Annotated in this window: 19 protein-coding genes; 10 read left to right on the top strand and 9 right to left on the bottom strand. The window is 62.7% G+C overall.

Features of this window, described 5'->3' with window-relative positions; all coding sequences use genetic code 11:
- Positions 1 to 78 precede the first annotated feature (78 nt).
- Positions 79 to 2685, bottom strand: a complete 2607-nt coding sequence (gene hrpB / locus AB8A33_RS24080) for an ATP-dependent helicase HrpB (RefSeq protein ID WP_439095050.1) — start codon at positions 2683 to 2685, stop codon at positions 79 to 81.
- Between the two features lie 202 nt (positions 2686 to 2887).
- Here hrpB and AB8A33_RS24085 point away from each other — a divergent pair, with 202 nt between their 5' ends.
- Positions 2888 to 3952 (top strand): acyltransferase family protein, encoded by a 1065-nt coding sequence (locus AB8A33_RS24085; protein ID WP_439095051.1) that lies wholly within the window; start codon positions 2888 to 2890, stop codon positions 3950 to 3952.
- A gap of 3 nt (positions 3953 to 3955) precedes the next feature.
- On the opposite strand, the gene AB8A33_RS24090 is transcribed toward AB8A33_RS24085, so the two are convergent.
- Positions 3956 to 4561: a hypothetical protein gene (locus AB8A33_RS24090; RefSeq protein ID WP_439095052.1), complete on the bottom strand. Its 606-nt coding sequence runs from the start codon at positions 4559 to 4561 to the stop codon at positions 3956 to 3958.
- 139 nt (positions 4562 to 4700) lie between these two features.
- Between AB8A33_RS24090 and polA the strand changes: the two genes are divergently transcribed.
- From polA to AB8A33_RS24105, 3 genes are all read left to right on the top strand, one after another.
- Positions 4701 to 7754: a DNA polymerase I gene (gene polA, locus AB8A33_RS24095; RefSeq protein ID WP_439095053.1), complete on the top strand. Its 3054-nt coding sequence runs from the start codon at positions 4701 to 4703 to the stop codon at positions 7752 to 7754.
- A gap of 46 nt (positions 7755 to 7800) precedes the next feature.
- Positions 7801 to 8439 (top strand): LysE family translocator, encoded by a 639-nt coding sequence (locus tag AB8A33_RS24100; protein WP_439095054.1) that lies wholly within the window; start codon positions 7801 to 7803, stop codon positions 8437 to 8439.
- 113 nt (positions 8440 to 8552) lie between these two features.
- Positions 8553 to 9188, top strand: a complete 636-nt coding sequence (locus AB8A33_RS24105) for a LysE family translocator (protein WP_439095055.1) — start codon at positions 8553 to 8555, stop codon at positions 9186 to 9188.
- Positions 9189 to 9286: 98 nt separating this feature from the next.
- Here AB8A33_RS24105 and AB8A33_RS24110 read toward each other — a convergent pair whose 3' ends face one another.
- Positions 9287 to 9913: a glutathione S-transferase family protein gene (locus AB8A33_RS24110; protein ID WP_439095056.1), complete on the bottom strand. Its 627-nt coding sequence runs from the start codon at positions 9911 to 9913 to the stop codon at positions 9287 to 9289.
- Positions 9914 to 10088: 175 nt separating this feature from the next.
- Between AB8A33_RS24110 and pyrE the strand changes: the two genes are divergently transcribed.
- The 3 genes from pyrE to AB8A33_RS24125 all read left to right on the top strand — a co-directional run bounded on the left by pyrE (position 10089) and on the right by AB8A33_RS24125 (position 13046).
- Positions 10089 to 10652 (top strand): orotate phosphoribosyltransferase, encoded by a 564-nt coding sequence (gene pyrE / locus AB8A33_RS24115; protein ID WP_231078288.1) that lies wholly within the window; start codon positions 10089 to 10091, stop codon positions 10650 to 10652.
- 113 nt (positions 10653 to 10765) lie between these two features.
- Complete coding sequence (locus tag AB8A33_RS24120) at positions 10766 to 12130, top strand: sodium:proton antiporter (RefSeq protein ID WP_439095057.1); 1365 nt, start codon at positions 10766 to 10768, stop codon at positions 12128 to 12130.
- Between the two features lie 157 nt (positions 12131 to 12287).
- Positions 12288 to 13046 carry a DUF2865 domain-containing protein gene (locus AB8A33_RS24125; protein ID WP_439096031.1) on the top strand — a complete coding sequence of 253 codons (759 nt, stop codon included), beginning with the start codon at positions 12288 to 12290 and terminating at the stop codon, positions 13044 to 13046.
- A gap of 1 nt (position 13047) precedes the next feature.
- On the opposite strand, the gene AB8A33_RS24130 is transcribed toward AB8A33_RS24125, so the two are convergent.
- On the bottom strand, positions 13048 to 13479 hold the full coding sequence (locus AB8A33_RS24130) for a hypothetical protein (protein WP_089262853.1): 432 nt from the start codon (positions 13477 to 13479) through the stop codon (positions 13048 to 13050).
- Positions 13480 to 13709: 230 nt separating this feature from the next.
- Here AB8A33_RS24130 and AB8A33_RS24135 point away from each other — a divergent pair, with 230 nt between their 5' ends.
- A complete protein-coding gene (locus AB8A33_RS24135) occupies positions 13710 to 16241 on the top strand; it encodes a glycogen/starch/alpha-glucan phosphorylase (RefSeq protein ID WP_439095058.1) in 2532 nt (843 codons plus the stop codon).
- A 7-nt stretch (positions 16242 to 16248) separates the two neighbouring features.
- On the opposite strand, the gene AB8A33_RS24140 is transcribed toward AB8A33_RS24135, so the two are convergent.
- Together AB8A33_RS24140 and AB8A33_RS24145 are read right to left on the bottom strand one after the other, a co-directional pair.
- The gene (locus tag AB8A33_RS24140) at positions 16249 to 17646 is read right to left on the bottom strand and encodes an ATP-binding protein (RefSeq protein ID WP_439095059.1); all 1398 of its coding nucleotides are present in this window, start codon (positions 17644 to 17646) and stop codon (positions 16249 to 16251) included.
- Positions 17643 to 18308 (bottom strand): response regulator, encoded by a 666-nt coding sequence (locus AB8A33_RS24145; RefSeq protein ID WP_439095060.1) that lies wholly within the window; start codon positions 18306 to 18308, stop codon positions 17643 to 17645. The genes AB8A33_RS24140 and AB8A33_RS24145 overlap by 4 nt, the downstream gene beginning before the upstream one ends.
- A gap of 133 nt (positions 18309 to 18441) precedes the next feature.
- Here AB8A33_RS24145 and AB8A33_RS24150 point away from each other — a divergent pair, with 133 nt between their 5' ends.
- Both AB8A33_RS24150 and AB8A33_RS24155 read left to right on the top strand, forming a co-directional pair.
- On the top strand, positions 18442 to 19035 hold the full coding sequence (locus AB8A33_RS24150; RefSeq protein WP_439095061.1) for a hypothetical protein: 594 nt from the start codon (positions 18442 to 18444) through the stop codon (positions 19033 to 19035).
- 78 nt (positions 19036 to 19113) lie between these two features.
- Positions 19114 to 19587 carry a hypothetical protein gene (locus AB8A33_RS24155; protein ID WP_439095062.1) on the top strand — a complete coding sequence of 158 codons (474 nt, stop codon included), beginning with the start codon at positions 19114 to 19116 and terminating at the stop codon, positions 19585 to 19587.
- A 26-nt stretch (positions 19588 to 19613) separates the two neighbouring features.
- Here the strand turns inward: AB8A33_RS24155 and AB8A33_RS24160 are convergent, their stop codons facing one another.
- The 3 genes from AB8A33_RS24160 to AB8A33_RS24170 form a co-directional block, all read right to left on the bottom strand.
- Entirely contained in the window at positions 19614 to 20048 is a 435-nt protein-coding gene (locus tag AB8A33_RS24160; RefSeq protein ID WP_439095063.1) for an EamA family transporter, read from the bottom strand.
- 210 nt (positions 20049 to 20258) lie between these two features.
- Positions 20259 to 21872: a phosphoenolpyruvate carboxykinase gene (locus AB8A33_RS24165; RefSeq protein WP_439095064.1), complete on the bottom strand. Its 1614-nt coding sequence runs from the start codon at positions 21870 to 21872 to the stop codon at positions 20259 to 20261.
- A gap of 183 nt (positions 21873 to 22055) precedes the next feature.
- Positions 22056 to 22793, bottom strand: a complete 738-nt coding sequence (locus tag AB8A33_RS24170; RefSeq protein WP_439096032.1) for a HugZ family protein — start codon at positions 22791 to 22793, stop codon at positions 22056 to 22058.
- Between the last annotated feature and the right edge of the window lie 62 nt (positions 22794 to 22855).

Genomic DNA, 22855 nt, shown 5'->3' on the forward strand with positions numbered 1-22855 from the left:
GTTCAGGACGGTCTTACAGACTGCTATTTTCGCGAAAAGGATGAGCGAAGCGTTAATGAGCGGCACTTTGCCTGATGATCACGTCCCGCGCGGCTTCACGCGGCGCGTCGGCAGCGCATTGGCGGGATCTTCCGGCCAGGGATGGCGCGGATAGCGGCCGCGCAGGTCCGAGCGCACATCGAGGTAGCTGCCCCGCCAGAAGCCCGGCAGATCGCGCGTAACCTGCACCGGCCGCTGCGCCGGCGACAGCAATTCCAGCACCAGCGGTACCTTGCCCTTGGCGACCGACGGATGGGTGTTGAGCCCGAACAATTCCTGCAGACGGACGGCAATGGTCGGCCCCTGCTCGGCTTCATAGTCGATCGCCAGTACCGTCCCCGTCGGCGCCTCGAAATGCGTCGGCGCTTCCTTGTCGAGCCGCGCGCGCAGATCCCAGGGCAGCAGACCCATCACGGCATCGGACAGATCGCCGGCCGAAAAATCCTTCAGCGAGGTCTTGTCGAACAATGCCGGCATCAGCCAGCTCTCGCGCGCCGCGGCGAGCGCAGTGTCGGACAGATCGGGCCATGTGTCGCCTTCCGACGCACGCAGGAACATCACACGTCCGCGCCACTGCTGCAGCGCCTTCGACCATGGCAGGCGATCGATGCCCGCGGCCACAAGACCATCGGCGAAGACGCGCGCGGTGTCTTCGGACGGCTTCAGCGTGAACGGCGCTTCCGACAGCGTGATCGCATGCAGCACGCGCTTGCGGCGCCCGCGCAGTGACATCGACGCACGATCGAACGTGATCTCATCCGTATTTTCAATCTGATCAGCGAAACGCGCCTCGATATCAGCCTGCGCGATCGGCGCCGCCAGCAGGATGCGGCCATTGGCGGCGGTGCCGGTGAGTTCGGCGACGGCGATGTAAGGCGCGCGTGCGAGTGCCGCGCTCTGTTCGATCGACGCACCGCGTCCATTGGCAAGTACGAAACTGCCGTTGCCGCGATTTCTGGCCACACGATCGGGGAAGGCGAAAGCGAGCATGGTGCCGGTGGTGAGATCGATATCGCTATTGGTCTTGGCTCCGACCGTGCGCTCCCCTCCCCCTTGCGGGGAGGGGCCGGGGGTGGGGGTGCCACGAACTCCGACCTCGCTTGTGGACCCCCCTCCCCGACCCTCCCCCGCAAGGGGGGAGGGAGCAGCAGCCGCCTTCGTGTTGCCTTCAACCTGCCCCGCCCAGCGCTCCGCGAGCTGCCGCGCGCTGCCGGCGCGCTGCGAGCGGTCGCGGCGGAATTGATCAAGGCGGTGGTCGAGATCGACGCTGTCGCCACCAAGACCACGTTCAGTGAGAATGGCGGCGATCTCGGCGGCCTCCTCGCCATAACCAAACCGCGCCGAATCCACGATCATGCGCGCCAGCCGCGGCGGCAGGGCTAGCGCGCGCAGCGCGTGACCTTCCTCGGTGATGCGGCCATTACCATCCAGCGCGCCGAGTTCGCCGAGCAGGCCGCGCGCTTCCTTCAGCGCTGGCGCGGGCGGCGGATCGAGGAAAGTCAATTGCGCGGGATCGCTGACGCCCCATTGCGCGAGATCGAGCACCAGCGTCGACAGATCGGCGCTGAGAATTTCCGGCTGTGTGTAGGCCGGCAGCGACGCCGTCTGCGGCTCGTCCCATAGCCGATAACAGATGCCGGGCTCCGTACGTCCGGCGCGGCCGCGGCGCTGGTCAACGGCGGCGCGCGAGGCGCGCACGGTTTCCAGCCGCGTCAGCCCGATGTCCGGCTCATAGCGCGGCACGCGCGCGACGCCGGAATCCACCACGATCCGCACGCCTTCGATGGTCAGCGAGGTCTCGGCAATCGAGGTCGCCAGCACCACCTTGCGCTGCCCCTTGGGCGCGGGCTGGATGGCACGGTCCTGCACGCCGGCATCGAGCGCGCCGAACAGCGGCACGATCTCGATGGACGCGTCCTGCACGCGCTCGGCGAGAAAATTCTGCGTGCGGCGAATTTCTGCAGCGCCCGGCAGGAACGCCAGCACCGAGCCGGGATCGGCGCGCAAGGCGGTCGCGATGGCGTCGGCCATCTGCCGCTCGAGCTGGATGTCGGGCTTGCGGCCGAGATAGCGCGTTTCCACGGGATAGGCGCGACCCTCGCTGGCGATGACCGGTGCATCGCCAAGCAGTTTTGCAATGCGCGCGCCGTCGATGGTCGCCGACATCACCAGGATGCGCATGTCCTCGCGCAATCCGATCTGCGCATCGCGCGCCAGCGCGAGGCCCATATCGGCATCGAGCGAGCGCTCGTGAAATTCGTCGAACAGCACCGCGCCGATATTTTTCAACTCGGGATCATCGAGGATCTGCCGCGAGAAGATGCCTTCGGTGACCACCTCGATGCGGGTATTGCGCGAGATCTTCGAGCCGAAGCGGACGCGATAGCCCACGGTTTCGCCGACGCGCTCGCCCAGCGTTTTCGCCATCCGCTCGGCGCTGGCGCGGGCTGCGATGCGCCGCGGCTCCAGCATGATGATCTTCCTGCCCTGCAGCCACGGTGCATCGAGCAGCGCCAACGGCACGCGCGTAGTCTTGCCGGCGCCCGGCGGCGCGACAAGCACCGCGGCGTTGCCGGCGTCCAGCGCGCGCGACAGGTCGTCGAGCACAGCATCGATGGGTAGGGATGTATCGAAGGTTCGGGTCAAATCAGGCTCTGCAATGGTCCCGGCTGTCATACGCGGCAGCGAAGCGGCGGACCATCCCACATTCCTTAACCTGCGTTAACCACCCCGCCAAACTCGCACTGCCGCAACCATTTGCGGGGCATATTTGGGGTTCAGGGAAAGGCAATTGAAACCGATCTCGTCTCATGATCCTGCCAAAAGAAGCGCCGAACAGGGGATACCGATGACCACCAGTGGCACCTTCGCCGTCGCCGATCGCGCGGCGCTGTCAGGGACAGAGCGAATCGACTGGGTCGATTACGCCAAGGGCATCTGCATCGTCATGGTGGTGATGATGCATTCAGTGCTGGGTGTCGAACTGGCCGCCGGCCAGACCGGCTACATGCATCTGCTGGTGGCCTTCGCGAAGCCGTTCCGGATGCCGGATTTCTTCCTGATCTCCGGGCTATTTCTGGCTGTCGTCATCGACCGCGACTGGCGGACCTATCTCGACCGCAAGGTCGTCCACTTCCTGTATTTCTACGTGCTGTGGGTGACCATCCAGTTCGGCTTCAAGGCGCCCGGCTTCGCCGCCGAACATGGCTGGGCCTATGTCGCCAACCTCTATCTGATCTCCTATATCGAGCCGTTCGGCACGCTGTGGTTCATCTATATGTTGCCGGTGTTCTTCGTCGTCACCAAGCTGGCGCGGCGCGTGCCGCCGCTGCTGATCTGGGGCATCGCTGCCGCCCTGGAGATGGCGCATGTCACCACCGGCTGGACGATGATCGACGAATTCTGCTCGCGCTTCGTCTACTTCTATTCCGGTTATCTGTTCGCAACGCAGGTCTTCGCGCTGTCCGATCGGGCGCGGGCCAGACCAGTGATGGCGCTGGTCGGCCTCGCGGCCTGGGCACTGGTCAATGCCGCTCTCGTCTATGACGGCTGCAGCGAATGGCCGGTGATCTCGCTGATGCTCGGCTTTGCCGGCGCGGTCGCGATCATCGTGATGGGCACGCTGCTGGCAAAGATGCAGTGGCTCGGCTTCATCCGCTTCTTCGGCGAGCATTCCATCGTGATCTATCTCGCCTTCTTCCTGCCGATGGCGACATCCCGCGCGCTATTGTTGAAGTTCAGCCCGTTCGACATCGGCACGATCTCGCTGCTGGTGACGCTCTGCGGCGTCATCGGCGCGCTGGTGATCTGGAGGCTCGCACTGATGGTCCGTGCGAACTTCCTGTTCGAACGCCCGGCAGCGTTCTGGATTGCGCCGAAGAAGAAAAGCGCGACGCTGCAGGCGGCGGAGTAAAACTCACACCACCTTGGGCGGCGTGCCGTCATTGAGCTTCACACCATCCTTCATGTTCTCGATCCGGCTGCGGAAGCCTTCCGCGTCGCCAAAATCCGCGAAGCCGACATAATGCGGATGCGGGCCGAGCACGCGGCGCGCATGCTTGATCGGGCACCAATAGACTTCGGTGCGGGCGGCGACTTCGCGCACAAAGGCAGCGACGCCGTTGCAATACGAGCAATAGGCGCAGTTCACCTTCTCGATGATGTTGAGATAGGCAAGGTGATGCCGGTCGAACACCAGATAGTCACGGCGCCGCACCTTGGGGATACCGTAGATCGGAAAGCAGATCGCCTGATAGGCCATCACCCAGAGATCAATCAGCACGAAGGGGATGATCAGCGAGTAAATCACCGGGGCGGACAACACGATGAGCGGGTTGGCGTTGAAGAGGTATTTTGAGGCCTTGACCTTGATGGCGCGCTGCAGATCCTCGATGTCCTGCTCGAACGCGATCTTGCGCCGCTCGAAGCGAAACCGCAGCTCCTCCCGCCGCCGGGTCAGTTCGGCCTCGATCTCGGCCTCCACGCTCTTCATTTTGTCCATCAGTTCGGCGAGGTCGGGCATGGATGGTCCTTCGATTGGCAATGACCGGCGCAAGGGCACATGTAACAGGGCGCGACGCAAGCCGGACCACATGACAAAAACCGGCGGGATGACCGGCTGACAGACTGTCATTTCCGGTGAAAATCCTTAAGTTGCGGCCATGCCGAAAACCTCAGAAACAGCCGCCGCCAAGCCCGCCACCCTCAAGGCCCTCGCGAAGGGCGACCACGTCTTTCTGGTCGACGGCTCGTCCTATATTTTTCGCGCCTATCACGCACTGCCCCCGCTGAACCGCAAGTCCGACGGGCTGCAGGTCAATGCGGTGCTGGGCTTCTGCAACATGCTGTGGAAGCTGATCCGCGACATGCCGCCGGACAACCGGCCGACGCATCTGGCGATCATCTTCGACAAGTCCGAAGTCACCTTCCGCAACAAGCTCTACCCCGAATACAAGGCGCACCGGCCGCCCGCGCCAGACGACCTGATCCCGCAATTCGCGCTGATCCGCGACGCGGTCCGCGCCTTCGACCTGCCGAGCATCGAACAGGGCGGCTTCGAGGCCGACGACCTGATTGCGACCTATGTCCGCGAAGCCGGTGAACGCGGCGCCACCGCCACCATCGTGTCGTCGGACAAGGATCTGATGCAGCTCGTGACCGAGCAGGTCACCATGTACGATACCATGAAGGATCGCCGCCTCGGCATTGCCGAGGTGATCGAGAAATTCGGCGTGCCGCCAAACAAGGTTGTCGAAGTGCAGGCACTGGCCGGCGACAGCGTCGACAACGTGCCGGGCGTCCCCGGCATCGGCATCAAGACCGCCGCGCAACTCATCACCGAATATGGCGACCTCGAAACCCTGCTCAATCGCGCTGGCGAAATCAAGCAACCGAAGCGGAGAGAATCGCTGATCGAGCACGCCGAAAAAGCGCGCATCTCGCGGAAACTGGTGCTGCTCGACGACAAGGTCGCGCTCGACGTGCCCCTCGATGATCTCGCCGTGCACGAGCCCGACGCGCGCAAGCTGATCGCGTTCCTGAAGGCGATGGAATTTTCGACGCTGACGCGCCGCGTCGCTGAATATGCCGAGATCGATCCGGCGGATGTGGATGCGGCAGGGATCAGCGGCGGCGCTTCTGCTCCCTCCCCCCTTGCGGGGGAGGGCCGGGGTGGGGGGTCCACAGGCGAGAGCGACCTGTTTGGCTCACCCCTCTCCCTAACCCTCCCCCGCAAGGGGGGAGGGAATGTCTCAAGTCCGACGAGCAGCGCGCATATCGAAGCGCCTGTTCACGCCAACCGTTCTGCACTGACGCCCGTCTCTCTCGCCGCCGCCCGCGCCGCAGCCGCGCGAAAACTGCCGGTCAAGCGCGACGACTACCGGACCGTGCGCACGCTCGCCGAGCTCGACGCATGGATTGCGCGGATCCTCGATACCGGCCACGTCGCGTTCGAGTGCAAGGCGTCGTCGATCGATCCGATGCAGGCCGACATGGTCGGCATCGCGCTGTCGCTCGGTCCGAATGATGCCTGCTATGTGCCGCTGGCACATCGCCAGTCCGGCGACGGTTCAGGCCTGTTCGCCGCCGACCTCGAGCCCGATCAGATCAAGGCTGCCGATGCGCTTGAAGCGCTGAAACCGATGCTGGAATCCGCGGGCCTGCTGAAGATCGGCTTCAACATCAAGTTCACCGCGGTACTGCTGGCACAGCACGGCATCACCCTGCGCAACACCGACGACGTGCAGCTCATGTCCTATGCGCTCGATGCCGGGCGCAATGCCCATGGGCTCGATGCGCTCGCCGAGATCTGGCTCGGCCACGCCATGCTGACCTTTGGCGAACTGATCGGCTCTGGCAAAGGCAAGCTGACTTTCGAGCAGGTCAAGATCGACCGCGCCACGGCCTACGCCGCCGAAGACGCCGACGTGCTGCTGCGGCTGTGGAATGTGCTGAAGCCGCGCCTTGCGGCCGAGCACATGACCACCGTCTATGAGACGCTGGAGCGACCGCTGATTTCCGTGCTCGCCCGCATGGAGCGCCGCGGCATCTCCATCGACCGCCAAGTGCTCTCGAAACTGTCGGCGGACTTCGCGCAGACCGCTGCCCGCATCGAGGCGGAGATCCGCGAGATCGCCGGCGAGGAGGTCAATATCGGCAGCCCCAAACAATTGGGCGATATCCTGTTCGGCAAGATGGGTCTGCCGGGCGGCAGCAAGACCAAGACCGGTGCATGGTCAACCTCCGCGCAGGTGCTCGATGACCTCGCCGAACAGGGCCACGAATTCCCGCGGAAAATCCTCGACTGGCGCCAGGTGTCGAAACTGCGCTCGACCTATACCGACGCGCTGCCGAACTACGTGCATCCGCAGACCCACCGCGTTCACACCACTTACGCGCTGGCTGCGACGACCACGGGACGCCTATCGTCCAACGAACCGAATTTGCAGAACATCCCTGTTCGTACCGAGGATGGCCGCAAGATCCGCCGTGCCTTCATCGCCGCGCCCGGACACAAGCTGGTGTCGGCCGACTACTCGCAGATCGAATTGCGACTGCTGGCGGAGATCGCCGATATCCCCGTGCTGAAACAGGCCTTCCAGGACGGGCTCGACATTCACGCCATGACGGCGTCGGAAATGTTCGGCGTGCCGGTCAAGGACATGCCGGCGGAAATCCGTCGCCGCGCCAAGGCGATCAATTTCGGCATCATCTACGGCATCTCGGCCTTCGGCCTCGCCAATCAGCTCAGCATCCCCCGCGAGGAAGCCGGCGCCTATATCAAGAAGTACTTCGAGCGCTTCCCCGGCATCCGCGCTTACATGGATCAGACGCGCGATTTCTGCAGGGAGCACGGCTATGTGCAGACTCTGTTCGGCCGCAAGTGCCACTACCCGGACATCAAGGCGAGCAACGCCTCGATCCGCGCCTTCAACGAACGCGCCGCCATCAATGCCCGCCTGCAGGGCACCGCGGCCGACATCATCCGCCGCGCCATGACGCGGATGGAAGATGCGCTGGCAGAGAAGAAGCTCTCAGCAAAAATGCTGCTGCAGGTGCATGACGAACTGATCTTCGAGGTCCCCGACGACGAAGTCGCGGCGACGCTGCCTATCGTGCAGCACACCATGCAGGACGCGCCATTCCCGGCGGTGCTGCTGTCGGTGCCGCTGCACGTGGATGCGCGCGCGGCGGATAACTGGGAAGAGGCGCATTAAGCAGCAGCCTTTCCCCGCGTCCGATTGAAACGTCGCGAGGGGCCACATGAGTTTCACCGGCATCAATCCACTGCTGGCCTTCGCGCTGACCGCAACGATCATCGAGATCACGCCTGGGCCCAACATGGCCTATCTCGCGTCCCTGTCGCTATCGCACGGGCTGCGGGTCGGCTTCGCTGCGGTCGCCGGTATCGCCTTGGGCCTGATGACCTATGGTATTGCTGCGGCGCTCGGACTTGCCGCAGTGATCGACAATTCGGGCTGGCTCTATGAGATGCTGCGATGGGCCGGCGTGGCCTATCTGGTGTGGCTCGCCTGGGACGCATGGGCGAGCGAAAGCGAAACCGCTGAAGCGGTCGAAGGCGAGGACAGCCAGCCATGGCGTGCATTCCGGCGCGGACTGGTGACCAATCTGCTCAATCCCAAGGCTGCGGTCTTCTACGTCGCAGTGCTGCCGGAATTCGTGCGGATCGATGGCGGCCCGGTTATGGCGCAGACGCTGATGCTGAGCGTTATCTATGTCAGCATCGCCACGGCGATCCATATGGCCATCGTCACGCTCGCCGGAAGCCTGCAAACAACCATTGCGACACCCGATCGTCGCCACAAGATACGCCGCTGCCTGGCCGTAGTCCTGCTCGGCATCGCTGTCTGGTTCGCCTTCACCAGCGGCCGCACACATTGATCGACAAGCTGGCGTCCCCCGGCTGAAATATTTGATCGCCGCGGGTGTATTTTACGCAATGGCGCCAGATTACGTTGCCCGATAATATGTCCGCAACCCACCGGAACGTCAGAATGCCCCATCTCACATCCCTGCTCGGTTTCGCCCTCGTCTCGCTCGGCATGGTGCTCACGCCGGGACCGAACATGATCTATCTGATCTCGCGCTCGATCACGCAGGGGCCTGCGGCCGGCATGGTGTCGCTCGGCGGCGTGGCGCTGGGCTTCATCTTCTACATGCTCTGCGCGGCCTTCGGCATCACGGCGCTGCTGTTCGCAGTGCCCTATGCCTATGACGCGCTGCGTCTTGCCAGCACGGCCTATCTGCTGTGGCTGGCCTGGCAGGCGCTGAAGCCGAACGGCCGCTCGCCGTTCCAGGTCAAGAAGCTCGCTATCGACAGCCCGCGCAAATTGTTCGTCATGGGCTTCGTCACCAATCTGCTCAATCCGAAGATCGCGATGCTGTATCTGGCGCTGCTGCCGCAGTTCATCGATCCCACGGCGGGGAGCGTGCTGACACAGTCGCTGGTGCTCGGATCGACCCAGACGATCATCAGCGTCGGCGTCAACGGGCTGATCGCGCTCGGCGCCGGATCGATCGCGCTGTTTCTCGGCGAGCGACCGACCTGGCTCAAGCTGCAGCGCTGGCTGATGGGCACGGTGCTCGCCGGCCTCGCGGTGCGGATGGCGCTGGAGACTAAGCGGGCCTAGAGCCTCGGTTCTGCTAGAAGCAGAACCGAGGCTCTAGCTTTTTTTGTTTTGACGCGTTTTCTTGATGCGAACCGGTACCCACTTCGCTCGAAAACGCTCTAATCCAGCTTCGCCTCCATGCCGCGCTTCACGCCCGGACGCGCCATCAGCGTGTCGTACCAGCGCCCGACATTCGGGAAATCGGCGAATGACACCTTGTGGCGTTCGTGGCGCCAGGCCCAGCCGAGGATGGCGAAATCGGCCACCGACAGCGCGCCGGCAACGAATTCATGGTCGGCCAGGCGACGATCTAGCACGCCATAGAGCCGGCGCGTCTCGTCGGAATAGCGCTTCAGCCCATAGACACGCTGGGTCTCGTCCTCCAGCGCGATGAAATGATGCACCTGGCCGGGCATCGGACCGAAGCCCCCCATCTGCCACATCAGCCATTCCAGCACCGAAATTCGGTCGCCGAGGGATTTTGGCAGAAACTGGCCGGTCTTCTCGCCGAGATAGAGCAGGATGGCGCCGGATTCGAACACGCTGACCGACTTGCCGTCCGGCCCGTCGGGATCGACGATGGCCGGGATCTTGTTGTTCGGGCTGATTTTCAGGAATTCGGGCTTCATCTGCTCGCCCTTGCCGATATGAACCGGGAAGACCTTGTAAGGCAGGCCCATTTCCTCCAGCGCGACGGAGATCTTGCGGCCGTTCGGCGTATTCCAGGTGTGCAACTCGATAGTCATGCGTTTCCTCTTCCGGTCTTGCCCGATCTTGTTGCCCGGTCTGTAGCATCGTCCCGACGGGCGGTAAAACGACCCGAGAGTGTTGACGACACCCGCGCCAGTCTGGAATGTGCCGGAAAGCGCCGATAGATTGCGCCCGGTTCAGCACAGAGACCGTTTCAGCAGAGACATGCCATTGACCAAATCAGCCGCCCGCGCCCGCCTGTTCGAGATCATCCGCGACCGTTCGTTCGGTTACGGCGAGATCACGCTGGCTTCTGGCCGCAAGAGCAATTTCTATTTCAACCTGAAACCCACGATGTGCCACCCGGAAGGTGCGGCCCTGCTGGCCGAGCTGACCTATGACGCGCTGCGCGACGACAATCTCGATTATGTTGGCGGGCTTGAGATGGGCGCCGTGCCGCTGGCCGGCGCTCTCGCACAGCTCTCCTGGCTAAAGAACCATCCGATCGCGGCCTTCTTTGTCCGCAAGAAGCCGAAAGAACACGGCGCGCGTCTCGCTGTCGAAGGTCTCGCCAAGGGCGAGACGCTGGAAGGCAAGCGCATTGTCATCGTCGAAGACGTCACCACCACTGGCGGCTCTGCTGTGAAGGCACTCGAAGCCGTGCGCGAGGCCGGCGGCGAAGTGGTGCTGGTCTTCACGATGGTTGACCGCGATGAAGGCGCAGCCGAGACCTTCGCCAAGGCCGGCGTGGCGTTTCGCTCGCTTTACAAGGCCGGGGAATTTCTGAAGGGTTGAGCCTTCATCGGCTCCACTTGCGCATCACGCGCGAGGACGCAGTGAAAGGCCGGCTTTTGTCTCGCTTCATCGTCCTGGCCGCTGTCGCCCTTTTTATGACTCTTGCGCCCGACATGGCACATGCTGCCGAAGGCGGCCTCGATGGCACCAAGCTGTCGCTGCTGTGGGCATTGCCATTTGCCGGCATCCTGCTGTGCATCGCCACCGGACCGGTGCTCTATCATCATCTGTGGGAGCATCATTACGGCAAGTTCGCTGCCTTCTGGGCTGCGCTGGTGATCGTGCCGCTGTTCTTCGTGACTGATGCAACGACCGTAGTGCACACGCTCTCCCACACCGTGCTGCTCGAATACATGCCCTTCATTCTGCTGCTGCTGGCGCTGTTCACCGTGGCCGGCGGAATTTATGTCGAAGGCAACCTGCATGACAGCGTCTTCACCAATACGGCGCTGCTGGGATTCGGCACGCTGATCGCCAGCGTCGTCGGCACCACGGGCGCGTCGATGATCCTGATCCGGCCGCTGATTCGCGCCAATGACGATCGTCGCACTAACGTCCACGTGGTGGTGTTCTTCATCTTCCTCGTCTCCAATATCGGCGGCTCGCTCTCGCCGCTCGGCGATCCCCCGCTGTTTCTCGGCTTCCTCCGCGGCGTCGATTTCTTCTGGACCACGGAGCACATTTTCCCGGAAACGCTGTTCGCGGCTGGCATCGTGCTCGCCATCTTCATGGTGCTCGATGTCTGGCTGCATCACCGCGAAGGCAACTTGCCTGCGAAGAAAGATCCGACGCCGGATTCGCCGTTGCATCTGCACGGGAAGATCAACCTGCTGCTGCTGGTCGTGATCATCGGAGCGATCCTGATGAGCGCGAGCTGGAAGCCCGGCATCACTTTCACCGTGCTCGGCACGCCACTCGCATTGCAGGATCTGCTGCGCGACGCGATCTTCGTGCTGGTGACATTTGCGTCGCTGTGGCTGACAAAGACCGAGCACCGCAAGGCCAACGATTTCAAATGGGGCCCGATCGAGGAAGTCGCGCTGTTGTTCGCGGGCATCTTCATCTGCATCGTGCCTGTGATGGCGATGCTGCAGGCCGGCGCGCAGGGGCCGTTTGCACCGCTGGTTGCCCTTGTCAGCCATGCCGACGGTACGCCGAACAACGCGGCCTATTTCTGGCTCACTGGTATCCTGTCGTCGTTCCTCGACAACGCCCCGACCTATCTGGTGTTCTTCGAACTGACCGGCGGCGACGCCAGGACGCTTATGACGACAGGCGCTGCGACACTTGCTGCAATTTCAGCCGGCGCGGTGTTCATGGGCGCCAACACCTATATCGGCAACGCGCCGAACTTCATGGTCTATGCCATTGCCCGCGACGCCGGCGTGAAGATGCCGAGCTTCTTCGGCTATCTGCTGTGGTCCGGCGCCGTTCTGATCCCGGTGTTCCTGCTCATGACATGGGTGTTTTTCATCTAGGCAGCACGCTCGGTTACTTCTCGTTTACCATAACGCCCTACCGTGACACTGCACCGGAGCGTGTTCGCTCCGGCACTGACATGCGGTCGCGGAGCTGGCGTTGCGTCACAATCGAACATCGTGGCTTCCCGTGCGTCCCCTGGTGCTGCTGACGGCCATGAGCCTCTGCGCGCTGACCCCGCAGATGGCGTCTGCGCAGAATTTCTTCGATTTCCTGTTCGGCGGCAGCCAGCCGCAGAAGCAGCAACAACGTCGTGGCGCGCCGCCGGCCGAGAGCAATTTCTTCTCGGATCCATTCGGCCTCAACACGCCAGCTGAAGCACCTCCACCCCAGCGCAGCTCATCCATCGGTGGCTCCGGCCCCGCCTTCTGCGTGCGCACCTGCGACGGCAAGTATTTTCCGCTCGGTCGCGGCATGAGCCCGGCACAAATGTGCCAGGCGTTCTGCCCGGCGGCGACCACCAAAGTGTTGTTCGGCAGCAGCATCGAAAGCGCCTCGTCGAGCACCGGCGAGCGCTACAACGATCTCGAAAACGCTTTCGCCTATCGCAAGGCGCTGAAGGCCGACTGCACCTGCAACGGCCGCGATCCTTCCGGTCTCGCGCCGGTCGATCTCACGCTCGATACATCGCTGCGTCCCGGCGATGTGATTGCCACCACAAACGGCCTTGTCGCCTTCTCGGGCGTCCGCACCGGCAACACCCAGACCGCAGAGTTCACGCCGGTTGCGAATTATCCCGGCCTGACCTCGGATGTCCGTGCCCGGCTCGGCGAGATGAAGGTGGCACCGGTCTCTGCAGAAATGATTACCGACGAAGCGCCCATGTCAGAAGCCGCGCGCGATGCAGCGCCAGCAACGACCGTCGTGCCGAAGAACGCCCCGGCCCCTCGCGCCAAGCGCGCCGAGCTTCAGTAGATCATCGCCCGACGATGACGCCGATCACGTTCGGCGCCGAAAGATACTTCTCCTCGATCTCGGCACGCGCCGCCGCGCGATTCTCCGGAGTCAGCAATCCGCGCTTCTCGGCGAGGATCATCCAGCAATAACCCCACCAGTCTGTGAGCATGCCGTGGTCGTCGACGAGGTCGTAGCCCTGCTCGGCCGCAAAGATCCGCGCATGCGCCTCGTCGAGCTGGTCGAGCCAGGCGTGATCTTCCAGCGAGAACAGGTCATCGCTGATGTCGTCCGTCGTATAGCCCCAGACCGAGAGGCAAACAGTGTTGAACTCGCGATCGATCTGATCGTCGTCGATCGGATGCCGACGCGCCATCAAATGCAGCCGCGACAGCGACCGCGCGAAGTCGGCTATGCGGGTGAGAGCAAACTGATCGAAGGCAATAGTGGACATCTAGTCCTCGCAAGCTTGAACAGACCATAGATATTGTAGGCGATCGAAACGAATCACCTCGGAATATCAATAGCTTACTAATTTGTTCTTAATTTGTTTCAGTTTTTATAAATCCGGTTCTCGCGCGCCTGCTCAAATCCCAGGCAGCTCCATGGCAAAAGCTCGCCACCCCTACGGGTTCCGAGAGCAGCCAAATGCGCGTATGATTTTGGTCAGCGACACAGCTCAGGATGGCCGGTTTGTCAGATCAATCAGTCCCAGCGAAATTCCAGCCGGAGAATACGCCTGTCGATGAACTGGCGCTTGCGGACATCAAGAGCGCCATTCTCGTCAAGCTGCGGCTGGCGATCGGCAAGGAAGCTGCCTTCGCCACCAAGCACGACTGGTACAAGGCCGCCGCCCTGACGCTGCGCGACCGCATGGTGCATCGCTGGCTGACCTCGGACAAAGAGAGCTACGACGCCGGCCGCAAGCGGGTCTATTACCTCTCGCTGGAATTCCTGATCGGCCGCCTGTTCACCGACGCGCTGAACAATATGGGCCTGCTGCCGCTGTTCGAGGCGGCGCTCGGCGACCTCGGCGTCGGCCTCGACGAACTCCGCAAATGCGAGCCCGATGCAGCACTCGGCAATGGCGGCCTCGGCCGCCTCGCCGCCTGTTTCATGGAGAGCATGGCGACGCTCGGCATTCCCGCTTTCGGCTATGGCATCCGCTATGACTTCGGCCTGTTCCGTCAGGTCATCTCGCACGGCGTGCAGCAGGAATATCCCGACGAGTGGCTTGGCTTTGGCAATCCGTGGGAACTACCGCGGCGGGAAGTCACGTATAACGTCTATTTCGGTGGCAGCATCGAGACCGTCGAGGACGGCAAGGGCCGCAAGCAGGTGATCTGGCACCCCGGCGAGACCGTCGAGGCTGTTGCCTATGACACCCCGATCGTCGGCTGGCGCGGCCAGCATGTAAACGCGCTGCGGCTGTGGTCGGCGCGCGCGCCGGATCCGCTGCGGCTCGACGTGTTCAACACCGGCGACTATGTCAGCGCCAGCGCCGAACAGGCACGCGCCGAGGCCATCTGCAAATTCCTCTATCCGAACGACGAGAGCGCCGCGGGCCGCGAACTGCGTTTGCGCCAGGAATACTTCTTCGTCTCCGCCTCGCTGCAGGATCTGGTGAAGCGTCACCTCCATTCCGACGGCAATCTGCGCGGCCTCGCCAACAAGGCGGCGGTGCAGATGAACGACACGCATCCGAGCCTCGCCATTGCGGAGCTGATGCGTATCCTGGTCGATCAGCACAACATGCGCTGGGATGCCGCCTGGCAGATCACCAACGCGACCTTGTCCTACACCAACCACACGCTGCTGCCCGAAGCGCTGGAGACCTGGCCGGTCGAACTGTTCCAGCGTCTGCTGCCACGGCATCTCGAAATCATCTACCGCATCAACGAAGCGCATCTGGATCGCGCCGATGCCACGCGTCCGGGCGACACCGCCTATCGCGCTTCGGTCTCGATTATCGACGAAACCTCAGGCCGCCGCGTGCGCATGGGCAATCTCGCCTTCATCGGCTCGCACCGCATCAATGGCGTCTCTGCGATGCATTCGGAGCTGATGAAAGAGACCGTGTTTCACGATCTCACCCAGCTCTATCCCGGCCGCATCACCAACAAGACCAACGGCATTACTTTCCGCCGCTGGCTGATGCTGGCCAATCCGAAGCTCACCGACCTCTTGCGCGCCACCTGCGGCGAAGCCGTGCTCGATGATCCCACGCGGCTCATCAAGCTCGAAGCCTTTGCCGGCGACGCCGCGTTTCAGCAGGAGTTCCGCAAGGTCAAGCATCAGAACAAGCTCGCGCTCGCGCGCGTGATTGGCGAGAAGCTCGGCGTGCAGGCCGATCCGTCGGCGCTGTTCGACGTGCAGATCAAGCGCATCCACGAATACAAGCGGCAGCTGCTCAATCTGGTCGAGACCGTCGCGCTGTATCAGGCGATCAAGGACGAGCCCAATAAGGACTGGGTGCCGCGCGTCAAGATTTTCGCTGGTAAGGCGGCAGCGAGCTATCGCTATGCCAAGCTGATCATCCGCTTGATCAATGACGTCGCCGAGGTCGTGAACAACGACACCACGATCGGCGGCAAGCTGAAGGTCGCGTTCCTTCCGGACTACAATGTCAGCCTCGCGGAAATCATCATTCCCGCGGCCGATTTGTCCGAACAGATCTCGACCGCTGGCATGGAAGCCTCCGGCACCGGCAACATGAAGCTGTCGCTGAACGGCGCGCTGACCATCGGCACGCTGGACGGCGCCAATATCGAAATTCGCGACAATGTCGGCCCGGAGAACATCGCGATCTTCGGTATGACCGCTGCCGAAGTGGTTGAACGTCGCGCCAAAGGTCTCGACGCCTCCGACGTGATCAACAAGTCGCCCAATCTCGGTCGCGCCATCCAGGCCATCGAGACCGGCGCGTTCTCGCCGGATGATCCCGGCCGTTATGCTTCCGTCGGACACGCGTTGCGCCACCTCGATCACTATATGGTCTCGGCCGACTTCGACTCCTATTACGAAGCCCAGCGCGGCATCGACACCCGGTGGAGGGCCGGCTCAGCCTGGAGCCGCGCTGCTATTCTCAACACTGCCCGGATGGGCTGGTTCTCGTCGGACCGCACCATCCGCGAATATGCTGACGATATCTGGGGCGTACCGGTTGCGGGCGATCTGCCGGGCACACCGAGTCTGCAGGCGCGAAAGGCGACGTGAGCGCGGCCTATCGGCTCTCGGCGCCGCCTGCCGCTGGGAGACGCAGCGTCACGCACAAGCCACCCAGTGACGACGTGCCCAGTGCGATGTCACCACCGTAAAGCTCAGCCAGTTCGCTGGTGATCGACAGTCCGAAGCCGAACCCCGGCGCGCCTTCGTCGAGCCGCTCGCCGGGCCGCAGCACCTGCGCACGTTCGTCGGCGGACAGTCCGCTGCCGTCGTCCTCGACGCTCAATTCGACCAGCGAATCTTGCCTCACGCCGCGTATCGACACCTTCCCGCGTGCCCATTTGAATGCGTTGTCGAGCAGATTGCCCGCCATCTCGTCAAAGTCCTGCTGCTCGCAGGCAACCATCAGATCGGCCGACACGTTCATCGAAAATATCACGGGTTTGTCGCCGTTGATCTTGCCGAGTGCGTCTCCAAGATCCTGCAGTCGCGGCGCGATCAAGGTCTGTGCGCGGACGGGGCCATTCAATACGGCCGTCCGCGCACGCCCGAGGTGATGGCGAATACGGCGCTCCATCTGCGCGACCAGCCGTTGAAGCGTCGCGGGATCTCGGCCGCCGTCAGCCGATGCCGCAATCGCTAGCGTGGCCAGCGGCGTCTTCAGGCCATGCGCGAGATTGGCGACGTGGCGACGGGCCCGCTCGAGACTACTGGCATTCTGATCGAGCAGGCCATTGAGCTCTTCCACCAGCGGCTGAATTTCCTGCGGTTGTCGCGACGGCACATGATCGAGGCGCCCACTACGCACATCCGCCACCGCCCGGCGCAATCTTTCGAGGGGGCGCAATCCCAGCCTCACCTGCAGCATGATCGCGAGAACAAGCGCCAGCCCGAGCACGGCCAGCGAAATGCCAAGTGTCGTCATTGCCTCGCGCAATGGTCCGAGCACCGCCGCACGCGGCGCCGATGTGGTGATGGTGACATCGAGCCCGGCGACTTTCGCAGGCTTGATGCGGTAATGCAGATAATCGTCATCCGGCCCAACGCCATCGGCAGGACGCGGGCGCTCCTCGCGCGCATCACGGTCTTTCCTGGGCGGCACAGGCGGACGGTCCTCGCGCGCCGCGAGCAGGGGTGCATCAAGATCCGCGCCGTCCAGCGAGGCCGAGCGCAACACATTCTTGGGACCCGTCACCTGCCAGTACCAGCCGCGGCGCCTGCGCTCGAAGGGCGGCCCATCTGCGTTGCCCGCAAGGCTGATCCGGCCGGCACCGTCGGCGCGCAGCATCGACGAGAGAAACACGATCTGGGTATCGAGCCGCTGATCGATCTGTCCCTGCACGAACCGGTGCAGCACGAAGCCAATCAGGACGGTCGCAATGATCAGCGCCAGTGCGATGAATGCACCGGCAGCGGTCAGCAGCCGACGGCTCAGCGACGCTTCGTGCCGCATCATGCGGGCCCTGCCGTCAAGCGATAGCCACGTCCACGCACGGTCTCGATCATGTCATGACCGATCTTGCGCCGCAGCCTCGCCACGATCACTTCCAGCGAATTGGAATCCGTGCCGGCATCGCCTTCATAGACTTTTTCCATCAGCTCGAGCCGATCGAACACCATATCCTTGCGCATGATCAGCGACTGCAGCACGCGCCATTCCAGCGCCGTGAGCTTCAGCGGCAAACCATCGAGTTCGAACACCCCCGTCGGCGCATCGAAAGTCAGCGCCCCGCAGGAAATCTCCGGTGCGGCATGACCGGCCGAGCGCCGCACCAGCGCGCGCAGCCGCATGATCAGTTCTTCAACGCGAAAAGGCTTGGTCAGATAGTCGTCGGCGCCGGCCTTGAAGCCATCGACCTTTTCGGTCCAGCCGTCGCGTGCCGTGAGGATCAGAACAGGCAGCCGCCGCCCGCCCTTGCGCCAAGCGCGCAAAACATTGGCGCCGGGCATTTTCGGCAGGCCAAGATCGAGCACGGCAGCGTCATAGGATTCCGTATCCCCGAGATGATGACCTTCCTCACCATCGGCTGCAATATCGACGGCGAAATTCTCCCGGCGCAAAGCCGAAGCAATCTCGCTGGCGAGCAGCGTGTCGTCCTCGACCAGCAATATCTTCATGGATGTTCTCGTCTGAATCTTTGCCACGACTAGGCGGCGTAGCTTAACTCAGCCTGAACGGTTCGGTTCAGGGTGGATTGGGCGGCGAGCGCTACGGTCCTGACATCGGCAACGATGACAGGGAAACCAGACCATGACTGACACGAATAATACCTCCGAACCGAAAGCACCACCGCCGCCCCAGCGGCGTCTGCGGATGTCGCGCAGCACCATCGCCACGGGCACGGTTGCTACGCTGCTGATCGCAGGAGCGGCCCTCGGCGCCGGCGGCACGCGGCTCGCGCAGAACTGGCAGCCGCAAAGCGTCATGCTCTTGCAACCCGCATCCATCGACAAGATGACCGAGCGGAGCCCGGTCGCCATCAAGGGCGATGTGGTCGAGATCTTCGGCAACAAGTTTATTGTGCAGGATGCCAGCGGTCGCGCGCTGGTCGATACCGGCCCCCGCGGCGAGGATCGCGCCATCGTCGCCAAAGGCGAGACGGTCACCGTGCAGGGCCGTTTCGACGACGGTATCGTACGTGCCGACGTGCTCGCGCATGCCGACGGCCGTAATGAGTCGTTCGGCCCTCCCGGCGGCCCGAAAGGTCCGAAAGGACCCAAGGGGCCGAAGGGACCGAAGGCAGGACCGGGAGAGCGCGCCGACCGTGGTCCGCCTCCCCCGCCGCCTCCCGGCGGTCCGGAGGATGACGATGCGCCACCACCCCCGCCACCGCGCCCCCGATAACGCGTCACGCAACTTCGCGGGCCTGAGCGATCAAACCCGCTTTCTTCCAGCCAAATATATCAATCACAGGAATTCAGGATGCCCGATCACCATACCGCAGCCGTCAGCGGCAAGATTACACATGTTTTTGGCCACCGCTTCGTGGTCGAGACCGGCCAAGGTGCCGTGCTCGCCGACATCACGCCGAAGGGCCTCGACCAACACGCCTTGCGCGTTGGCGACGAGGTAAGTCTCTCAGGCGAGATGAAGCCATCCGAACTGAAAGTGTCGCGCCTAATCTCCGGCAACACCACGATCGCCATCGAACACAAGAAGAAGCCGCATGAGCATCATGCCGATGGCGAACCGCGCGATGCATTGAAGGCGGCGCGTGCCGCCGGCTACGAGACCGTGGGCGAACCGCGCCGCAAGCCAAAGCATTTTGAAGTACTCGGCCGGCGCGACAGGCAGCTCATCGAATTGCATATCGAACTCGATGGCCACATCCGCAAAACGAAGCCGGTGGAAAGCCACGATCCGAAATGGAGCGAGACGCTGCAGCAGGCAGTCTAAGCAAAAACGTGGAACCGTGCTCGTCGTCACCGATAGGCGACGAGCACGGCCCCACAGGCGATCAGAACCACGCCCAGCCAGTTCGGCAGCGACAATTTCTCGCCGAGGAACAACACAGCAAACACTGCCACAAACACTACGCTGAGCTTGTCGATCGGCGCCACCTGCGCGGCATTGCCAAGCTTGAGCGCGCGGAAATAGCAGATCCACGACGCGCCGGTCGCCAATCCCGACAGCACGAGAAACAACCACGTCTTCGATGAGACCGCCGACGGCGATTGCCAGTTGCCCGTGGCATAAACCATCATGCCTGCGGCAAAGAGAATGACGATGGTGCGGATGAACGTCGCGAAATCCGAATTGACGTTCTCGATGCCGATCTTGGCGAAGATCGCCGTCAGCGCCGCAAAGGCCGCGGACAGAAGCGCCCAGAACGGCCAGGTGAGCATGACGTTTTTCATTTGAAGTGTCCCTACCTGTCAGCCGTCATTGCTAGGAGCCCTTGCGACGAAGCAATCCAGTCCTGGCGTTCTAACTGGTCGTGCATCGCATTCCGACTAACGGTTTCGTCATGGCCGGGACAAACCCCGCCATGACGGCTGTAGGTTCCGCGTGAAATGAAAAAAGGCGGCCTTACGGCCGCCCTTTCGCATTCAATCCTGAGCAGCGCCTTATTCCGCCGCCAGCTTCACATCCGGCGCGGCGGCGCGGACGTCCGCATCGACCTGCGCTTCGAACTTGGCGAAGTTCTTCTGGAACATGCCAACCAGCTTGCGCGCGGTGGCATCGAACTCGGCCTTGTCCTTCCAGGTGTTGACGGGATCAAGGATCTCCGACGGCACACCATCCAGCGCGGTCGGGACTGCGAAGCCGAAATACTTGTCGGTGCGGAATTCCACGTTGCGGAGCGAGCCGTTCAGCGCGGCGGTCAGCAGCGCGCGGGTCACCTTGATCGGCATGCGCGAACCGACCCCATACTTGCCACCGGTCCAGCCGGTATTGACCAGCCAGCAGTCGACATTGTGCTTGGCGATCAGGTCGCGCAGCATGTTGCCGTAAACCGACGGATCGAGCGGCAGGAACGGCGAGCCGAAGCAGGTCGAGAATTCCGGCTCGGGATCGTTGCCGAGGCCGCGCTCGGTGCCGGCGACCTTGGCGGTGTAGCCGGATAGGAAGTGATACATGGCCTGCGCCGGCGTCAGCTTGGCGATCGGCGGCAGTACGCCGAACGCGTCGGCAGCGAGCATCACCACGTTCTTCGGCTGCGGCGCGCGGCCGGTGCGCGAGGCGTTCGGGATGAAGTCGAGCGGATAGGCCGAACGGGTGTTCTCGGTCTTCGAGCCATCGTCGAAATCCGGCAGGCGGGTATTGGCGTCGAGCACGACGTTTTCCAGCACCGCACCGAAGCGCTTGCTCGCGGCATAGATCGCGGGCTCGGCTTCTTCGGAGAGCTTGATGGTCTTGGCGTAGCAGCCGCCTTCGAAATTGAAGATGCCGTCCTTGCCCCAGCCATGCTCGTCATCGCCAATCAGCGTGCGCTTCGGATCGGCGGAGAGCGTGGTCTTGCCGGTGCCGGACAGGCCGAAGAAGATCGCGCTGTCGCCGTCGGGGCCGACATTGGCCGAGCAATGCATCGGCAACACGCCCTTGGCAGGCAGATAGTAGTTCAGCGTGGTGAAGACCGACTTCTTCATCTCGCCGGCATAATAAGACCCGCCGATCAGGACGATCTTGCGGGCGAAATCGATGGCCACGACGTTTTCCGAGCGGCAGCCGTGACGTTTAGGGTCGGCCTTGAAGCTCGGCAGGTCGATGATGGTCAGTTCAGGCACGAAGTCCTTCAACGCAGCGGCTTCCGGGCGGATCAACAGCGTGCGGATGAACAGCGAATGCCATGCGAGTTCGGTGAACACGCGGGTCTTGATCTGGAAACTCGGATCGGCACCGCCATAAAGGTCCTGCGCGAACAGGGTCATGCCTTCGGCGTGCTTCTTGAAATCGATATAGAGCGCTTCGAACTGCTCCGGCGTGATCGCCTGATTGCCAGCCCACCACATCTGTTCGGTGGAAGCGTCCTTGACGGTGAACTTGTCCTTCGGGCTGCGGCCAGTGAATTCACCCGTGTCAGCACAGAGCGCGCCATCGGACGACAATTCGGCTTCGCCGTTGCGCAGCGAATATTCGTAAAGCTGCGGCGCGCCGAGATTCCAGTTCACCGCTTTGAGATTTTTCAGTCCGAATTTCTCGGCGCCATAGGCACCGTTGCGTACGCCCGTCTCTTGCACGGAATATTCCTCCTTGAGTCCGCATATCCGACCTGTGCGACTGTCTTCAATCGCACGTCAGCAGCGGTAGCCGTCATTATAACCACCGAGGCCGTAACCCGGCGATCTAATAGTGACGAAGATGTGAAATGCCAAGCTGCTGCCCGCATATTTGGTTTATTCCAGCACGGCACTTGATACCGCTCAATTATTCAAAGCGCGGGCCTGCTCTGCGAGTTCCTTCAGGACTTGCCGCAATGCACCCGGAGTGACAATCCGCCGCGGAAAGTCCAGCCGGATCATCGTCGCGCCGTTCTGCAGGTCCATGCCATCCGGATCGCATCCGGTGCAGCGCCAGTCGCCTGCAGCCGCGTGGAGAAGCTTTGTTGCATAGAGATTGAGCGCGTCGAGATGATCGGCGTTCATATGGGCAACGGCGCCCTCCTCGGCCTCCAGCATGCCTTCGGCATCGGTGAGATCGGTCAGGAATCGCTCCGGCTTCAGGTCGTTGATGCGGCCAAAGCCGGCCACCAGATGGGCACTCTTCGGCTTGATCCGGAAGAACGAGAAATCCTTAAAATCCACAAAGGCTTGCGCGGATGGATGGACGCTGAGATAGCGCCGGCGCAGCAGCGGTTTTTCACTGTCGCTGGCCTCCTGCGCGATACCTCCGAGCATGATGCGTGAGCCCTCCAGGGAGTCCCCGGGCGCCCGCTCATCCAGCATCAGCGAGACGCGGGCATCGGCCAGGATATTGCGGGTATGGAGCGCCAGCCGGGAAATCAGGAGAATCGGCGACCCGTCCGGGTGGCTGGCGACATTGGCCAGCGCACAATAAGGATCGCCGGAACCGACAGCCAGGGTGGCCAGCGCCCCCTGCCGACTGCGCCGCAACAGCGACCGGGTGACGCGCGAGGGGTCGAAATCAGGGGTCGGTTGCATCGTTAAATCCCGTATTTCATTGCAAAAAGTAGCTTCTTCTTCTTTGGCGGGAGGTCTATACA

This window comes from Tardiphaga sp. 813_E8_N1_3 (assembly GCF_051811025.1).
Taxonomy (GTDB): domain Bacteria; phylum Pseudomonadota; class Alphaproteobacteria; order Rhizobiales; family Xanthobacteraceae; genus Tardiphaga.

What these genes read in the sequence shown, in the direction of transcription:
- polA (WP_439095053.1), top strand. Translation starts at nt 4,701, where the DNA reads ATGCCGAAAACCTCAGAAACAGCCGCCGCCAAGCCCGCCACCCTCAAG.
- AB8A33_RS24160 (WP_439095063.1), bottom strand. Translation starts at nt 20,048, where the DNA reads ATGAAAAACGTCATGCTCACCTGGCCGTTCTGGGCGCTTCTGTCCGCG.
- AB8A33_RS24150 (WP_439095061.1), top strand. Translation starts at nt 18,442, where the DNA reads ATGACTGACACGAATAATACCTCCGAACCGAAAGCACCACCGCCGCCC.
- AB8A33_RS24090 (WP_439095052.1), bottom strand. Translation starts at nt 4,561, where the DNA reads ATGCCCGACCTCGCCGAACTGATGGACAAAATGAAGAGCGTGGAGGCC.
- AB8A33_RS24140 (WP_439095059.1), bottom strand. Translation starts at nt 17,646, where the DNA reads ATGATGCGGCACGAAGCGTCGCTGAGCCGTCGGCTGCTGACCGCTGCC.
- AB8A33_RS24110 (WP_439095056.1), bottom strand. Translation starts at nt 9,913, where the DNA reads ATGACTATCGAGTTGCACACCTGGAATACGCCGAACGGCCGCAAGATC.
- AB8A33_RS24100 (WP_439095054.1), top strand. Translation starts at nt 7,801, where the DNA reads ATGAGTTTCACCGGCATCAATCCACTGCTGGCCTTCGCGCTGACCGCA.
- AB8A33_RS24130 (WP_089262853.1), bottom strand. Translation starts at nt 13,479, where the DNA reads ATGTCCACTATTGCCTTCGATCAGTTTGCTCTCACCCGCATAGCCGAC.
- AB8A33_RS24125 (WP_439096031.1), top strand. Translation starts at nt 12,288, where the DNA reads ATGAGCCTCTGCGCGCTGACCCCGCAGATGGCGTCTGCGCAGAATTTC.
- AB8A33_RS24145 (WP_439095060.1), bottom strand. Translation starts at nt 18,308, where the DNA reads ATGAAGATATTGCTGGTCGAGGACGACACGCTGCTCGCCAGCGAGATT.
- AB8A33_RS24105 (WP_439095055.1), top strand. Translation starts at nt 8,553, where the DNA reads ATGCCCCATCTCACATCCCTGCTCGGTTTCGCCCTCGTCTCGCTCGGC.
- AB8A33_RS24135 (WP_439095058.1), top strand. Translation starts at nt 13,710, where the DNA reads ATGGCCGGTTTGTCAGATCAATCAGTCCCAGCGAAATTCCAGCCGGAG.
- AB8A33_RS24155 (WP_439095062.1), top strand. Translation starts at nt 19,114, where the DNA reads ATGCCCGATCACCATACCGCAGCCGTCAGCGGCAAGATTACACATGTT.
- AB8A33_RS24120 (WP_439095057.1), top strand. Translation starts at nt 10,766, where the DNA reads ATGGCACATGCTGCCGAAGGCGGCCTCGATGGCACCAAGCTGTCGCTG.
- AB8A33_RS24170 (WP_439096032.1), bottom strand. Translation starts at nt 22,793, where the DNA reads ATGCAACCGACCCCTGATTTCGACCCCTCGCGCGTCACCCGGTCGCTG.
- AB8A33_RS24085 (WP_439095051.1), top strand. Translation starts at nt 2,888, where the DNA reads ATGACCACCAGTGGCACCTTCGCCGTCGCCGATCGCGCGGCGCTGTCA.